The sequence below is a fragment of the Streptomyces sp. NPDC093065 genome (genome assembly GCF_044754585.1).
GTDB lineage: Bacteria > Actinomycetota > Actinomycetes > Streptomycetales > Streptomycetaceae > Streptomyces.
The window spans coordinates 439,536-452,912 of record NZ_JBIVPJ010000001.1; the positions used below are offsets into that span (position 1 = coordinate 439,536).

Consider the following 13,377-nt stretch of genomic DNA (forward strand, 5'->3'; position numbering starts at 1 on the left):
GGGGGGCCTTCGGTGCATTCGGCGTCAGGGCGTCTTGCGATCATGACGAACGCCGTAGAACCCTGGTCCGGCCGGGGGGCCGGGTGCGGAGGGGATGCCGAGGGGGGCATCATGCAACCGGGGGCCGCCATTCCATGTCTATATAAGGTGTGGATGCCGTGGTGACCATGACCCACCACTGACGCGTCCGTGACGGTCGAGGGGGACCTGAGCAGACGAAGGAAGCGACGAAACACGCATGACCAGCGTGTGGGGGGATGACTCATGACGTCGACGCCGACGGGCGCCGGGCAGGACCACGACCCGTCCCAGACAACCCAGCTCAGGGTCCCCGGGCACCGGAACTGGAACACCGGTTCCTTCCGCCGGATAAAGAAGACGCTGCCGAAGTACGACTACGAGCACTACAGCCGCCTCGCGGGCCCCCTCACCCAGCCCGACCCGAACAAGCCGTACCGGGTGCAGTACCGCTCGCTGATCTCGCAGGAGCCGCACCGCATCCGGGTCGCCCTGATGCTGGCCGCCGCCCCGCTGCTGTCGGTGGTGCTGCTGGTCTGGCTGCTCCAGCCCGAGCACTGGACGGAGCGCGACTACCCGGCCTTCTCCTGGCTGCCCGCGCTCGACATCGTGATGCTCGTGGCGATCGGCCTGATCGAGCTGTTCCGCTGCCTGAACGTGCTGTCGAACGCGCACGCCACCCTGGTCGCCCGCGACCCCGTGCCGGTGGTGCCCGAGACCGGCACCAGGGTCGCCTTCCTCACCTCCTTCGTGCCCGGCAAGGAGCCGCTGGAGATGGTGACGAAGACCCTGGAGGCGGCCGTGAAGATCCGTCACCGCGGTCTGATGCACGTCTGGCTCCTCGACGAGGGCGACGACCCGGAGGTGAAGGAGGTCTGCGCGCGCCTGGGCGTGCACCACTTCTCCCGCAAGGGCGTCGCCAAGTGGAACCGGAAGAAGGGCCCGCACCGCGCCAAGACCAAGCACGGCAACTACAACGCCTGGCTCGAGGCGCACGGCGACGACTACGACTTCTTCGCCTCCGTCGACACCGACCACGTGCCGCTGCCCAACTACCTGGAGCGGATGCTCGGCTTCTTCCGCGACCCGGACGTCGGCTTCGTCATCGGCCCGCAGGTCTACGGCAACTACGACAACCCGATCACCAAGGCCGCCGAGTCGCAGCAGTTCCTCTTCCACGCGCTGATCCAGCGCGCCGGCAACCGCTACGGCGGGCCGATGTTCGTGGGCACCTCCAACGCCGTGCGCATCAGGGCGCTCAAGCAGATCGGCGGCCTGTACGACTCGATCACCGAGGACATGGCGACCGGCTTCGAGATGCACCGCCACAAGAACCCGGCCACGGGCCGCAAGTGGCGCTCGGTGTACACCCCGGACGTGCTCGCGGTGGGCGAGGGCCCGAACGCCTGGACGGACTTCTTCACCCAGCAGATGCGCTGGTCGCGGGGGACGTACGAGACGATCCTCAAGCAGTACTGGAAGGGCTGGTACTCGCTGCCGCCGAGCAAGCTCTTCAACTACACGATGATGATCATCTTCTATCCGATGTCGGCCCTGAACTGGATCCTGGCGGCGATGAGCTGCTGCCTGTTCCTGGGCCTGGGCGCGTCCGGCGTCAACATCGACCCGGCGGTCTGGCTGATGCTCTACGGCAACGCCTCCGCGCTCCAGATCGGCCTGTACGTCTGGAACCGCCGCCACAACGTCTCCCCGCACGAGCCGGAGGGCTCCGGCGGCGTGGCCGGCATGATCATGTCCGCGCTGTCGGCGCCGCTGTACGCCAAGGCGCTCATCGACTCCGTGCTGCGCCGCAAGAGCAAGTTCGTGGTGACCCCGAAGGGCGACTCGGCCAGCCCGGACACCCTGTTCGGGACCTTCCGGTACCACTGGTACTTCATCGTGATCTTCGCCGGTTCGATCGCCGCCGGTGTCGCGCTCGGCCACTCGCACCCCGCGATGGTCGTCTGGGCGACGTTCGCGCTGCTGATCACCGCGTCGCCGATGTTCGCCTGGCGCCACGAGCTGAGGAAGGCGAAGAAGCAACCGCCGGTCTCGGCGGCGGAGCCCGCACCCCGGGTCCCGCCGCAGCAGCCCGCGCCCGGACAGGCGTACGCGCCCCACGGGCAGCAGCAGGCGCCCTACGGACAGCAGCCGTACCAGCAGCAGTCGCACGGACGGCACGCGGCGCCCGCTCCGCAGCAGACACCCGACTGGGCCGCCTCCGCCGACGGGGGCGACGACCAGACCATGCAGATCGCCCTTGGTGGACTTGGGGGACGTAAGGAATGAAAGACCGTGCCGGCCGCCGCCGCGCCCGTCGCTTCGCGATAGGTACGGCGGTGGTAGTAGCGCTGGCCGGGATGAACGGGCCGTGGCTCTACCGCTTCAGCACCGAGAAATACCACCAGTACAAGATCAACCAGCCGGAGTACAAGGCCGCCAACGGCAAGTGGGAGATCGTCGAGTTTCCCGAGAAGTACCGGCAGAACACCATCCACGCGGCACTGCTGCGCACCGGCAAGGTGCTGATGGTCGCCGGGTCCGGCAACAACCAGGACAACTCCGACGACAAGCAGTACGACACCCGGATCTGGGACCCCGTCAAGGGCACCATCAAGAAGGTGCCGACGCCCACCGACCTGTTCTGCACCGGGCACACGCAGCTCGCCAACGGCAACCTGCTGATCGCGGGCGGCACCAAGCGGTACGAGAAGCTCAAGGGCGACGTCACCAAGGCCGGCGGCCTGATGGTCGTCCACAACGAGAACCCGGACAAGCCGATCACCCTTCCGGCGGGCACCAGGTTCACCGGCAAGGAGAACGGCAAGACCTTCGTCTCCAAGGACCCGGTGCTGGTGCCCCGCGCCGAGAAGGTCTTCGACAAGGCGACCGGGAAGTTCCTGCGCAACGACCCGGGCCTCGGCCGGATCTACGTCGAGGCGCAGAAGAGCGGCACCGAGTACGAGACGGGCACCGAGGACAACTACCGCATCCAGGGCCTGTCGGGTGCCGACGCCCGCAACACGTACGGCATCGCACAGAAGCTCGCCCTCGACAAGAAGGACTTCCAGGGCATCCGGGACGCCTTCGAGTTCGACCCGGTCGCCGAGAAGTACATCAAGGTCGACCCGATGCACGAGGCCCGCTGGTACCCGACGCTCACCACCCTGAGCGACGGGAAGATCCTCAGCGTCTCCGGTCTCGACGACATCGGCCAGCTGGTCCCGGGCAAGAACGAGATCTACGACCCGAAGACCAGGGAGTGGACCTACACCGACAAGGTCCGCCAGTTCCCGACGTACCCGGCGCTGTTCCTGATGGAGAACGGCAAGATCTTCTACTCGGGCGCGAACGCCGGCTACGGCCCCGACGACGTGGGCCGCGACCCGGGCATCTGGGACGTGGAGACCAACAAGTTCACCAAGGTCCCCGGCATGAGCGACGCGAACATGCTGGAGACGGCGAACACGGTGCTGCTGCCTCCGGCGCAGGACGAGAAGTACATGGTGATCGGCGGCGGCGGGGTCGGCGAGTCCAAGCTGTCCAGCGAGAAGACCCGGCTCGTCGACCTGAAGGCGGACGACCCGAAGTTCGTGGACGGGCCGTCGATGGAGAAGGGCACGCGCTATCCGCAGGCCTCGGTGCTGCCCGACGACAGCGTGCTGGTCTCCGGCGGCTCGGAGGACTACCGGGGCCGCGGCGACTCCAACATCCTCCAGGCGCGGCTGTACCACCCGGACACCAACTCGTTCGAGCAGGTCGCCGACCCGCTGGTGGGGCGCAACTACCACTCCGGTTCGATCCTGCTGCCCGACGGGCGCCTGATGTTCTTCGGCTCGGACTCGCTCTACGCCGACAAGGCCAACACCAAGCCGGGCAAGTTCGAGCAGCGCATCGAGATCTACACGCCGCCGTACCTGTACCGGGACTCGCGGCCGGACCTGGCGGGTGGGCCGCAGACCATCGAGCGCGGCGGGTCGGGGACGTTCACCTCGCGTGCGGCGTCGACGGTCAAGAAGGTGCGGCTGATCCGGCCGAGCGCGTCGACCCACGTCACGGACGTGGATCAGCGGTCCGTCGCGCTGGACTTCGAGGCGGACGGGGACAAGCTGACGGTGACGGTGCCGAGCAGCAAGAACCTGGTTCCGTCGGGGTGGTACATGATGTTCGTTACGGACGGGGAGGGGACGCCCAGCAAGGCGGAGTGGGTGCGGGTTCCGTAGCGCTCCCGCGGGACGTGTCTTCGGGCGCGGGAGCGCTGTGGCCGGTCGCGCACACGCGGCGGCAGCCGCACATGTCACAGCCCCGCGCCCCTGGGTTTCTTATCCCTGCGCCAGTTTCAGGGCGTACTCGGGGTACCACTCGCCTGCCTTCGGGCCGCCCTTGCACTCGCCGTCGGACTCCCCGGGGCGCTTGACCCACAGGTAAGCGTCCACGAGGGGGTCCGACGTCTTCGTCGTCGGGGTTTCGCCGAGGGCGCGCCCCGGAGGGTTGCACCAGCGTTCGTCCGGGGCGCCCTCGGTGTAGGGGCCGTTGCCGTTGCGGCTGGTGTCGACGACGAAGTGCTTGCCGCCGACCTTGGCGGAGAGCCGCTTGCCGTAGGCGATCGACTCCTCGGTGCCGTAGAAGTTCGAAACGTTGACCGCGAAGCCGTCGGCCTGGTCGATGCCGGCCCGCTTCAGGGGGTCGAAGATCTGGTCGGGGTGGCCCCAGCCGGCGTTGCCCGCGTCCAGGTAGACCTTGGTGTTCTCCAGGGCGGCGAGCTTCTCGACCGCGCCCTTGAGGAGGTCGTAGCGCTCCTCGTGGAACTCCTCGGGCGTGCAGCCGTCGACGAGGTGGAGCACCGCGTCCGGTTCGAGTACGACGGTGGCGGCACGGTCGCCGATGCCCTCGGCGACGCCGTCGACGAAGTCCCGGTAGGCGTCGCCGTCGGCGGCGCCGCCCTGGGAGTACTGGCCGCAGTCGCGGTGCGGGATGTTGTAGAGGACGAGCAGCGCGGTGCGGCCGGCCTCGTCGGCGGCCTCGGTGAAGCCGCGGGCCTGCTCCTCGGGGTTCTCCGGGCTGATCCACTCGCCGGTCGGCTGCTGGGCGATCCTGCGGATCTGCTCGGCCTGGTCCTTCTTGCCGTCCTCGGTCAGGGAGGCCACCTGCTGGGCCGCGGTGCCGTCGGGGTTGACCCAGAACGGGTCCGTCTCCTTGGGCTGCTGCGTGATCCCGGCGCCCGCGCCCTTGCCGTCCCCGTCGCCGGACGAGGAGCAGCCCGCGATCAGCAGGGCCGCCGCTCCGAGCACCGCCGCCGACGCAGCCCGCCTCCTGGACATGTTTCCGGCCGGCTTGCTGCCGTACATCCAACCCCCCTGGGTGCACTGTTCGAGGCTCAATCCTGACATACGCCTCCTGTACCCACGCGGTTCCCGGACGGTGGGCCCGGCGCTGTGCTAGGAGGCGGTCGCGGTCAGGTAGGCGGAGACGACGACGTTGGCCGTGTAGCTGTCGGTGGTGTGGTCGAAGGTGCCGCCGCAGGTGATGAGGCGCAGTTCGGAGCGGCCCGTGTCGCGGGGTCCGAAGGCCTGCTGGGCGTCGAAGCCGTCGCGGGTGAGGACCTGGACGTCGTCGACGGTGAACTCGGCGGTCCCCGTGTCGTCGCGGACCACGCGGATCGTCTCGCCGGGTTCGAGGGTGCTGAGTTCGTAGAAGACGGCGGGCCGGGTCTCGGTGTCGACGTGACCGACCATCAGGGCGGTGCCGGCCGCCCCGGGGGTGACGCCGTCCGCGTACCAGCCGACGGCGCCGGGCTGGTCGAAGGGCGGTGGTTCGATCGCGCCCTTGCCGTCGAGGCCGCGGGCGACGACGGGGGCGTCGATGCCGAGCTCGGGGACCTCGATCCGCTGCGGCCGGGCCTCGCCGAGGGGTGCGTGGGCCGGGGGCAGGGGCACGTCGGGGGGCCGGCCGGCGGCCGCCATGTCGCCGGTGGCCGGCCGGGATATGCCCTCGCGCACGTCGGTGGCCTCGCGGCCCCACAGCCACAGCCCGAGGAGCAGCACCATCCAGGCGATGCCGGTCACCAGGCGGCCGCCTGAGGCGGCGGTGCCCGGTGCGGTGTTCGGTGCGGCGTCCTGTCCGGTCGCGGTGTCCTGTCGGGTCGCGGTGTCCCGCGCGTCCTGTCCGGACATGGTCAGTCCGTCCCGCGGCTCCGGCTGCGGACGCTGCGCAGCGCGACGGCGACGGCGGCGATGCCCGCGAGCACCAGGCCGGTCACGGTGTGCGCCGCGCCGGGGGCGTCGACGCGCGCCCCGTCCCCGGCGTCCGACGCGGCCAGCTCCGCGGTGCCGCCGCCGCCCGCGTCGACGGGGGCGACGGGCGATGCGTGCGTGGACGGGCGCCCCTCGTCGTGGACGGTGATGGTGCCCTTGCGTGCCTGGTCGCCGCACTTGACCTGCACGGCGTACGCACCGGCCTGCACGCTGGTGCGGACCCGGCTCGACCCGACGAGGACGCCGTCCCCCGCGGCCAGGCTGAGCCGGACGTCCGACTCGAAGGCCGCGGACACGGCGACGGCCGTCTTCTCGGTGCAGTCGGGCACGCGGAGCGTGACGTCGGTGCCGGGGGCGGGCCTGGACGGGGACACGGAGACGTCGCCGCCGTCCGCCGCGTAGGTGTAGGCCGCCGGTGCGCACAGCGCGGTGGCCAGCGCGGCGCCCGCACAGAGAGTGACTTTCAGTGAGCCCATCGTGTACCTCCAGTTACCTGGAGGCTCCCCCGCGTGCCCCGCACGCGCATCCTGCGCGGGGGTGGGGCTACTCCGATCGGGTCATGGCGGGAGAACGGGGGTTTCGGCGGCCTCGGGGGTGATCGATCCGAACGTATGACTGCATACCATGGGCTTTCCATGGTCCACGCACGGCAGGAGTCCGCCCCCATGACAGAGCGCAAGCCCATCGAATCGTGGCTCACCGACATGGACGGCGTGCTGATGCACGAGGGCGTGCCCGTTCCCGGTGCGGACGCCTTCATCAAGAAGCTGCGCGACTCCGGGCGACCCTTCCTGGTCCTCACCAACAACTCGATCTACACCGCGCGGGACCTGCACGCCCGCCTGAACCGGATCGGTCTCGAGGTGCCGGTCGAGAACATTTGGACCTCCGCGCTGGCCACCGCCTCCTTCCTGGACAACCAGCATCCCGGCGGCACCGCCTACGTCATCGGTGAGGCCGGTCTGACGACGGCGCTGCACGACGCGGGCTACGTGATGACCGACACCGACCCCGACTTCGTGATTCTCGGTGAGACACGGACCTACTCGTTCGAAGCGCTCACGAAGGCCATCCGTCTGATCAACAACGGCGCCCGTTTCATCGCCACCAACCCGGACAACACCGGGCCGTCGCCCGAGGGCGCCCTGCCGGCGACGGGTTCCGTGGCCGCGCTGATCACGAAGGCCACGGGCAAGGAGCCGTACTTCGTCGGCAAGCCGAACCCGCTGATGATGCGCACCGGGCTCAACGTCATCGGCGCGCACTCCGAGACCAGCGCCATGATCGGCGACCGGATGGACACCGACGTCCTGGCCGGGCTCGAGGCCGGGATGGAGACCTTCCTCGTCCTCACGGGGCTGACGACGCTCAACGACATCGACCGCTACCCGTACCGGCCGACCAAGGTCGTGGAGTCCATCGCGGACCTGGTGGACCTCGTCTGAGGGATCTGAGGGAGCGGGCTCTTCCGCCGGCCTCAGCCGCCGTCGCCCCGCCCGAACAGCGGCGCCAGCAGCAACTGGGCCGCACCCTCCGCCACCGCCCGCGCCCCGCCCGGCGCGAGCCGCACCGGTACGGCGCCGTCGTGGCCGCCCTCACGCCGGGCGCGGGCGTCGAGGACCGCGCCGACGCCGTGGACGAAGGCCTCGGGCGCGGCGTCGACGGTACGGCCGCCCAGCAGCACCAGGTCGATGTCCAGCAGCCCGGCGAGGTTCGCGGCGCCCGCGCCGAGCACCCTGGCCGCCTCCGCGAGGTCCCCGCGGGCGACGGCGGCGAGGCACAGGGCCTCTATGCAGCCCCGGTCGCCGCAGGTGCAGGGCGGTCCGTCGAGCTGGACGACCTGGTGCCCGAACTCCCCGGCGCCGGTCCTGGCGCCGCGGTGCACGCCGCCGCCGAAGACGAGACCGGCGCCGAGGCCCGTACCGAGGTGCAGATAGGCGAAGGAGCCGCCCTCGCGTCCCGCGTCCGTGATCGCGAGGCCGAGCGCGGCCGCGTTGGTGTCCTTGTCGACGACGACCGGCACACCCAGCCGCCGCTCCAGCGCGTCCCGCAGCGGGAAGCCGTCCCACTCCGGAAAGCCGGTGACCCGGTGCAGCACACCCCGGCCGTGGTCGAGCGGCCCGGGGAGGGCGACGCCGAGACCGAGCAGGGTGGGAAGGCGTCGGAGGAGGGCGGGAGCGTGATCGAGCACGTCGGGGTCGGCACCGGCGGCGTACCCCGGGTGCCGGGAGCCCGCCCCACCGGGAACCCCCGCCCCGCCGAACGGCTGCGATCCGGCCCCACCGGAGGGCTCCGGCCCCGACCCAGCAGAGGGCTCCGGCCCCGACCCACCGGAAGGCTCCGGCCCCGACCCGCCGGGGGGTCTCGGTCCCGACCCAACGGAAGGCACCGGCCCCAACCCAGCAGAGGGCTCCGGCCCCGACCCACCGGAAGGCCCCGGCCCCAACCCACCGGAAGACACCGGCCCCGCCCCGCCGGAAGACACCGGCCCCAACCCAGCAGAGGGCTCCGGCCCCGACCCACCGGAAGGCCCCGGCCCCAACCCACCGGAAGACACCGGCCCCGCCCCGCCGGAAGACACCGGCCCCAACCCAGCAGAGGGCTCCGGCCCCGACCCACCGGAAGGTCCCGGTCCCGACCTGCCGGAAAGCTGCGGTCCCGACCCGCCGGGGGGTCTCGGTCCCGACCCGGCAGAGGGCTCCGGTCCCGACCCGGCAGAAGACGCCGGCCCCAACCCGGCGGAAGACACCGGCCCCGACCCACCGGAAGGTCCCGGTCCCGACCTGCCGGAAAGCTGCGGTCCCGACCCGCCGGGGGGTCTCGGTCCCGACCCGGCAGAGGGCACCGGTCCCGACCCGGCAGAAGACGCCGGCCCCAACCCGGCGGAAGACACCGGCCCCGACCCGCCGGAAGGCCCCGGCTGCTGCGCGGCACGGGCTCGCAGACCGCCCGCCCTGGCATGGGCGAGCGGGCCGCCCTGCTCGGCGCGGACTCGTGGGCCGTATCCGGCAAGTGACCGCAGGTCTTCGGTGGCAGCCGTCCTCCTCCCCGCGGACCCGGCCGGCCCCGCGGCCTCCGACCGAGCCGGGCTCACACCCTCCGCCCCCGCCCCCTCCGCCGCCGACGCTTCCGCCGTCAGCTCCTCCGCCGCCCGCGCCACCCCTTCCAGCACGGTCTCGGCCCCCGCGCCCAGGTCCAGTGGAGCGCGCCGCTCCCCCACCACCCTGCCGTCGAGGTCGACCAGCACCGCCCGCAGCTCGTCCCGGTCCAGGTGGACGCCGAGGGCGTGACCGGCCCCGGGCACCAGGCGCAGGACCGTGCGCGGCTTGCCGCCGGTGGACGCGCGGCGTCCGGCCTCGGTGGCGAGGCCCTCGCCCCGGAGCCGCGCGGTGATCTTGCTGACCGCCTGCGGGGTGAGCCCGGTGCGCTCGGCGAGTTCCAGCCGGCTGATGCCCTCGGCACCGGCGGTGCGCAGCAGGTCGAGCACCAGGGCGGTGTTGTGGCTGCGCAGGGCGAGCAGGTTGGCGCCGCCCGCACCCGTACCCGTACCTCCGCCGATCCCCGCGCCTCCGCCGTTGCTCCTGTTCACTCCCCCATTGTCCCCGGCGCTTGCACTTTGGCAACACCGTTGCGAAAGTGGGACGCATGACTGGTACTCCTCCCGGCAACCCCCCTCTGCGCGTCGGCCTCGTCGGCTACGGCCTCGCGGGTTCCGTCTTCCACGCCCCGCTGATCGCCGCCACCGAGGGCCTCGCCCTGGACACGGTCGTCACCTCGAACCCGGAGCGGCAGCAGCAGGCCCGCGCCGAGTTCCCGGACGTGCGCACCGTCGCCACGCCCGACGAGCTGTTCGACCGGGCCGGCGAGCTGGACCTGATCGTCGTCGCGTCCCCGAACAAGACGCACGTGCCGCTCGCGACGCGGGCGCTGGAGGCCGGTCTGCCGGTCGTGGTGGACAAGCCGGTGGCGGGCACGGCAGCCGAGGCGCGCACGCTGGCGGCGCTGGCCGAGGAGCGCGGTCTGCTCCTCTCCGTCTTCCAGAACCGCCGCTGGGACAACGACTTCCTCACCCTCCGCGAGCTGCTCGCCCAGGACGCGCTGGGCGACGTGTGGCGCTTCGAGTCCCGCTTCGAGCGCTGGCGGCCGAAGCCGAAGGGCGGCTGGCGCGAGTCCGGCGACCCGGCGGAGATCGGCGGTCTCCTGTACGACCTCGGCAGCCACGTCGTCGACCAGGCCCTGGTCCTCTTCGGCCCGGTCACGCAGGTGTACGCCGAGTCCGTGGTCCGGCGGGCGGGCGCGGAGGCGGACGACGACACGTTCCTCGCGCTCACGCACGCGAACGGCGTCCGCTCCCACCTCTACGTCTCCTCCACCGCCGCCCAGCTCGGCCCCCGCTTCCGGGTGCTCGGCTCGAAGGCCGGCTACGTCAAGCACGGCCTCGACCCGCAGGAGGCGGCACTGCGCGAGGGCAAGCGGCCGGGTCCCGGCTGGGGCGAGGAGGACGAGTCGCTGTGGGGCCGCGTCGGCGCCGGGGACTCCCCGCTGACCGGCGGCGGCCAGGTGGCGGCGACCGTCGCGGGCGACTACCCCGCGTACTACGCGGCGGTGGCGAAGGCCCTGCGCGAGGGCGGTCCGAACCCGGTGGACGCCCGGGAGGCGGCCGCCGCCCTGGACGTCCTGGAGGCGGCCCGCCGCTCCGCCCGCGACGGAGTGGTGGTGGCCCTGTGAGCACCACACCTACGACGCCCACCGTGGTGGAGCTGGAGGAGCAGGAACGCCGTCTGGTCTTCCGCCGGTTCACGCACGACGACGCGTGGGCGCTGGGCTCCCTGCTCGTCGAGCTGGCCCGGGAGCGCGAGGCTCCGGTCGCCGTCGACATCCACCGCGCCGGCCAGCAGCTCTTCCACGCCGCCCTGCCGGGTTCCACCCCGGACAACGACGCCTGGATCGCGCGCAAGCGCCGCGTGGTGGAGCGGTACGGCTCGGCCTCGTACCTGGTCGGCTCCCGTTTCCGGGCCAAGGGCACGACCTTCGAGGAGTCCTCGCGGCTCGACCCGGGCACGTACGCGGCGCACGGCGGCTCCTTCCCGGTCACCGTCGCCGGCGTCGGTGTCGTCGGCGCGGTGACGGTCTCCGGACTGCCGCAGGTGGAGGACCACCGCCTTGTGGTGGAGGCGCTGGAGCGCTTCCTCGGCGAGTAACCCGGCCGGCCCCGCGCGGCGCGGTCGGGGAATCAGCGGTGGGTATCCGTGGTTGGCAGGCAGACACGCAGCATGATCACGGTGCCCACCGGAGGGATCGCAAGCGATGAACGAGGCGACGGCTTCCCCGCAGGATCTCAAGGACCAGAGGGGTCTGAACGAGCTGAAGGATTCGGTCGGACGATACGGCGTCTGGAGCGTCCCCCTGCGCTCCGAGGCCCCGGAGGGCGCGGCCGAACGCGCCGATGCGGCCGCCGAGTTGGAGCAGCTCGGCTACGGCGCCCTGTGGCTCGGCGGCAACAGCGCCGCCCGGAACGCCGCCCCGCTGATCCGCGCGACCTCGCGGATCGTGGTCGGCACCAGCATCCAGAGCATCTGGGAGCACAAGGCGTCCGAGGCGGCGGCGGCCTTCGCCGAGCTGGAGGTGTCCCACCCGGGCCGCTTCCTGCTCGGCCTCGGCGTGAGCCACGGCCCGCGCGTGGAGGGGTACCGCCGCCCGTACTCGACGATGGTCGGCTACCTGGACGAGCTGGACCGGGCCGGGATGCACGCCGGCCACCGGGTGCTGGCGGCGCTCGGCCCGAAGATGCTGGACCTGTCCCGGGACCGGGCGGCGGGCGCGATCCCGTACCTGGTGACGCCCGAGCACACGGCGCAGGCCCGGGAGCGGCTCGGCGCGGGCCCGCTGCTGGCCCCGGAGCTGAAGGTCGTCCTCGACGCCGACCCGGCCCGCGCCCGCGCGACGGCCCGCGCCTACCTCGCCATGTACCTGAAGCTGCCCAACTACACGAAGAACTTCCTGAACCTCGGCTTCACCGACGCCGACGTCACCGGCGGCGGCAGTGACCGCCTGATCGACGCGGTCTTCGCCTGGGGCGACGAGTCCACGGTCCGCGCCCGCATCGACGCCTTCCACGCGGCGGGCGCCGACCACGTCGCCCTCCAGCTGGTGGAGGACGACATGACCCGCCTCCCGAGGGACGGCTGGCGCCGGCTGGCCGCGCTGCTGGCCTGAGTAAAGCCAGTGCGGCCGGTGCAGCCCGTCCCGGCCCGGCCCCAGCACCGCGGGCCGGGCCGGCGTCACGGGCGGTTGCCGACGGCCCACCAGATCTGCTGCGGCACGGTGCGCGCCGCCTCGGCCAGGTCGATGTCTCCGACCGAGAGCCATCGACGCGCCAGAGCGGTCACCGGGCCCAGAACGAGCGACTCGAGCACGGGTACGGGCAGTGCCACGAGGTCGCCCGCCTCCTGCCGGTCCCGTAGCCAGGCGGCCAGCGGCGCCAGACGTGCCTCCTGGGAGCTGCGGAGCTCAGGGCCTCTTGCCATGGCCTCGCGGTCCGTCGCGACGGAGTGCATGAGCCGGGCCGCGTCCGGATGGTCCGTGACGAAGCGCAGGTAGTCGTGGACCACGGCCTCGATGCCGCGGCGCGTGTCGTCACCGGCCTCCTCGAGTGCCGCGACCAACTCCGCCAGGAGGCGGCCCAGCCAGCGTTGCGCCACGGCGGCCAGCACGCCCTGGAGACTGCCGAAGTGATGGTAGACGCTGCCGGCGCTCACCCCGCTGGCGGAGGTCACGGCGCTCACGGTGACGCCCGCCTCGCCCGACGCGGCGTACAGATCCAGCGCACAGTCGAGCACCTGCTCGACGGTGGCCACTCCGCGCTGCTGTTTCGGACCCATGGGTCGGACGTCCTCGCTCCCGGAGCCTCCCACTCGCCCCTGCCGGTGAGCCTAGCCTCCGTTCCAGCGCGGGAGAGATTTCTGGAAATTTTTCTGGAAACAATTCCACACTGCGCTCTCTTGTCTCAGACTGAATGCGACTGATCGCCCGTCAGCCCGTGCCTCCACACGGCGAACCACGCGGTGGGAGCACGACGGAACCGGAGCGGAGGCACTGTGACGGA

The 13,377-nt window shown here is 71.8% G+C and carries 11 protein-coding genes and 1 pseudogene; 6 read left to right on the plus strand and 6 right to left on the minus strand.

The genetic code is table 11. The features are described from left to right. Positions 1–264: 264 nt before the first annotated feature. A complete protein-coding gene (locus ACIQFU_RS01865; RefSeq protein ID WP_402548251.1) occupies positions 265–2,307 on the plus strand; it encodes a glycosyltransferase family 2 protein in 2,043 nt (680 codons plus the stop codon). Further along, positions 2,304–4,241 carry a galactose oxidase-like domain-containing protein gene (locus ACIQFU_RS01870; protein WP_402548252.1) on the plus strand — a complete coding sequence of 646 codons (1,938 nt, stop codon included), beginning with the start codon at positions 2,304–2,306 and terminating at the stop codon, positions 4,239–4,241. Before ACIQFU_RS01865 ends, ACIQFU_RS01870 begins: the two co-directional genes overlap by 4 nt. A gap of 99 nt (positions 4,242–4,340) precedes the next feature. On the opposite strand, the gene ACIQFU_RS01875 is transcribed toward ACIQFU_RS01870, so the two are convergent. From ACIQFU_RS01875 to ACIQFU_RS01885, 3 genes are all read right to left on the minus strand, one after another. Then, positions 4,341–5,366: a glycoside hydrolase family 6 protein gene (locus tag ACIQFU_RS01875; RefSeq protein WP_402548254.1), complete on the minus strand. Its 1,026-nt coding sequence runs from the start codon at positions 5,364–5,366 to the stop codon at positions 4,341–4,343. Between the two features lie 90 nt (positions 5,367–5,456). After that, entirely contained in the window at positions 5,457–6,191 is a 735-nt protein-coding gene (locus ACIQFU_RS01880; protein ID WP_402548255.1) for a class F sortase, read from the minus strand. Positions 6,192–6,193: 2 nt separating this feature from the next. After that, the gene (locus ACIQFU_RS01885; RefSeq protein WP_402548256.1) at positions 6,194–6,748 is read right to left on the minus strand and encodes a hypothetical protein; all 555 of its coding nucleotides are present in this window, start codon (positions 6,746–6,748) and stop codon (positions 6,194–6,196) included. A gap of 189 nt (positions 6,749–6,937) precedes the next feature. Here ACIQFU_RS01885 and ACIQFU_RS01890 point away from each other — a divergent pair, with 189 nt between their 5' ends. Further along, positions 6,938–7,717, plus strand: coding sequence for an HAD-IIA family hydrolase (locus ACIQFU_RS01890; protein WP_402548257.1), 780 nt, complete (start codon positions 6,938–6,940; stop codon positions 7,715–7,717). Positions 7,718–7,749: 32 nt separating this feature from the next. Here ACIQFU_RS01890 and ACIQFU_RS01895 read toward each other — a convergent pair whose 3' ends face one another. Together ACIQFU_RS01895 and ACIQFU_RS01900 are read right to left on the minus strand one after the other, a co-directional pair. Further along, positions 7,750–8,862, minus strand: coding sequence for an ROK family protein (locus ACIQFU_RS01895; protein ID WP_402548480.1), 1,113 nt, complete (start codon positions 8,860–8,862; stop codon positions 7,750–7,752). A 540-nt stretch (positions 8,863–9,402) separates the two neighbouring features. Next, a pseudogene (locus tag ACIQFU_RS01900) lies at positions 9,403–9,831 on the minus strand (winged helix-turn-helix transcriptional regulator); the annotation flags it as partial. 86 nt (positions 9,832–9,917) lie between these two features. Between ACIQFU_RS01900 and ACIQFU_RS01905 the strand changes: the two are divergent. The 3 genes from ACIQFU_RS01905 to ACIQFU_RS01915 all read left to right on the plus strand — a co-directional run bounded on the left by ACIQFU_RS01905 (position 9,918) and on the right by ACIQFU_RS01915 (position 12,488). Then, positions 9,918–11,000, plus strand: coding sequence for a Gfo/Idh/MocA family oxidoreductase (locus ACIQFU_RS01905; protein ID WP_402548258.1), 1,083 nt, complete (start codon positions 9,918–9,920; stop codon positions 10,998–11,000). After that, positions 10,997–11,473, plus strand: coding sequence for a heme-degrading domain-containing protein (locus ACIQFU_RS01910; RefSeq protein WP_402548259.1), 477 nt, complete (start codon positions 10,997–10,999; stop codon positions 11,471–11,473). The genes ACIQFU_RS01905 and ACIQFU_RS01910 overlap by 4 nt, the downstream gene beginning before the upstream one ends. Before the next feature lie 106 nt (positions 11,474–11,579). After that, positions 11,580–12,488 (plus strand): LLM class F420-dependent oxidoreductase, encoded by a 909-nt coding sequence (locus ACIQFU_RS01915; RefSeq protein WP_402548260.1) that lies wholly within the window; start codon positions 11,580–11,582, stop codon positions 12,486–12,488. 65 nt (positions 12,489–12,553) lie between these two features. On the opposite strand, the gene ACIQFU_RS01920 is transcribed toward ACIQFU_RS01915, so the two are convergent. Next, positions 12,554–13,153 carry a TetR/AcrR family transcriptional regulator gene (locus tag ACIQFU_RS01920; RefSeq protein ID WP_402548261.1) on the minus strand — a complete coding sequence of 200 codons (600 nt, stop codon included), beginning with the start codon at positions 13,151–13,153 and terminating at the stop codon, positions 12,554–12,556. Positions 13,154–13,377 lie beyond the last annotated feature (224 nt).

Bases quoted from the DNA above. Each gene is read 5' to 3' on its own strand.
- ACIQFU_RS01885 (WP_402548256.1), bottom strand. From the start codon at position 6,748: ATGGGCTCACTGAAAGTCACTCTCTGTGCGGGCGCCGCGCTGGCCACC.
- ACIQFU_RS01870 (WP_402548252.1), top strand. From the start codon at position 2,304: ATGAAAGACCGTGCCGGCCGCCGCCGCGCCCGTCGCTTCGCGATAGGT.
- ACIQFU_RS01880 (WP_402548255.1), bottom strand. From the start codon at position 6,191: ATGTCCGGACAGGACGCGCGGGACACCGCGACCCGACAGGACACCGCG.
- ACIQFU_RS01905 (WP_402548258.1), top strand. From the start codon at position 9,918: ATGACTGGTACTCCTCCCGGCAACCCCCCTCTGCGCGTCGGCCTCGTC.
- ACIQFU_RS01865 (WP_402548251.1), top strand. From the start codon at position 265: ATGACGTCGACGCCGACGGGCGCCGGGCAGGACCACGACCCGTCCCAG.
- ACIQFU_RS01920 (WP_402548261.1), bottom strand. From the start codon at position 13,153: ATGGGTCCGAAACAGCAGCGCGGAGTGGCCACCGTCGAGCAGGTGCTC.
- ACIQFU_RS01915 (WP_402548260.1), top strand. From the start codon at position 11,580: ATGAACGAGGCGACGGCTTCCCCGCAGGATCTCAAGGACCAGAGGGGT.
- ACIQFU_RS01890 (WP_402548257.1), top strand. From the start codon at position 6,938: ATGACAGAGCGCAAGCCCATCGAATCGTGGCTCACCGACATGGACGGC.
- ACIQFU_RS01875 (WP_402548254.1), bottom strand. From the start codon at position 5,366: ATGTACGGCAGCAAGCCGGCCGGAAACATGTCCAGGAGGCGGGCTGCG.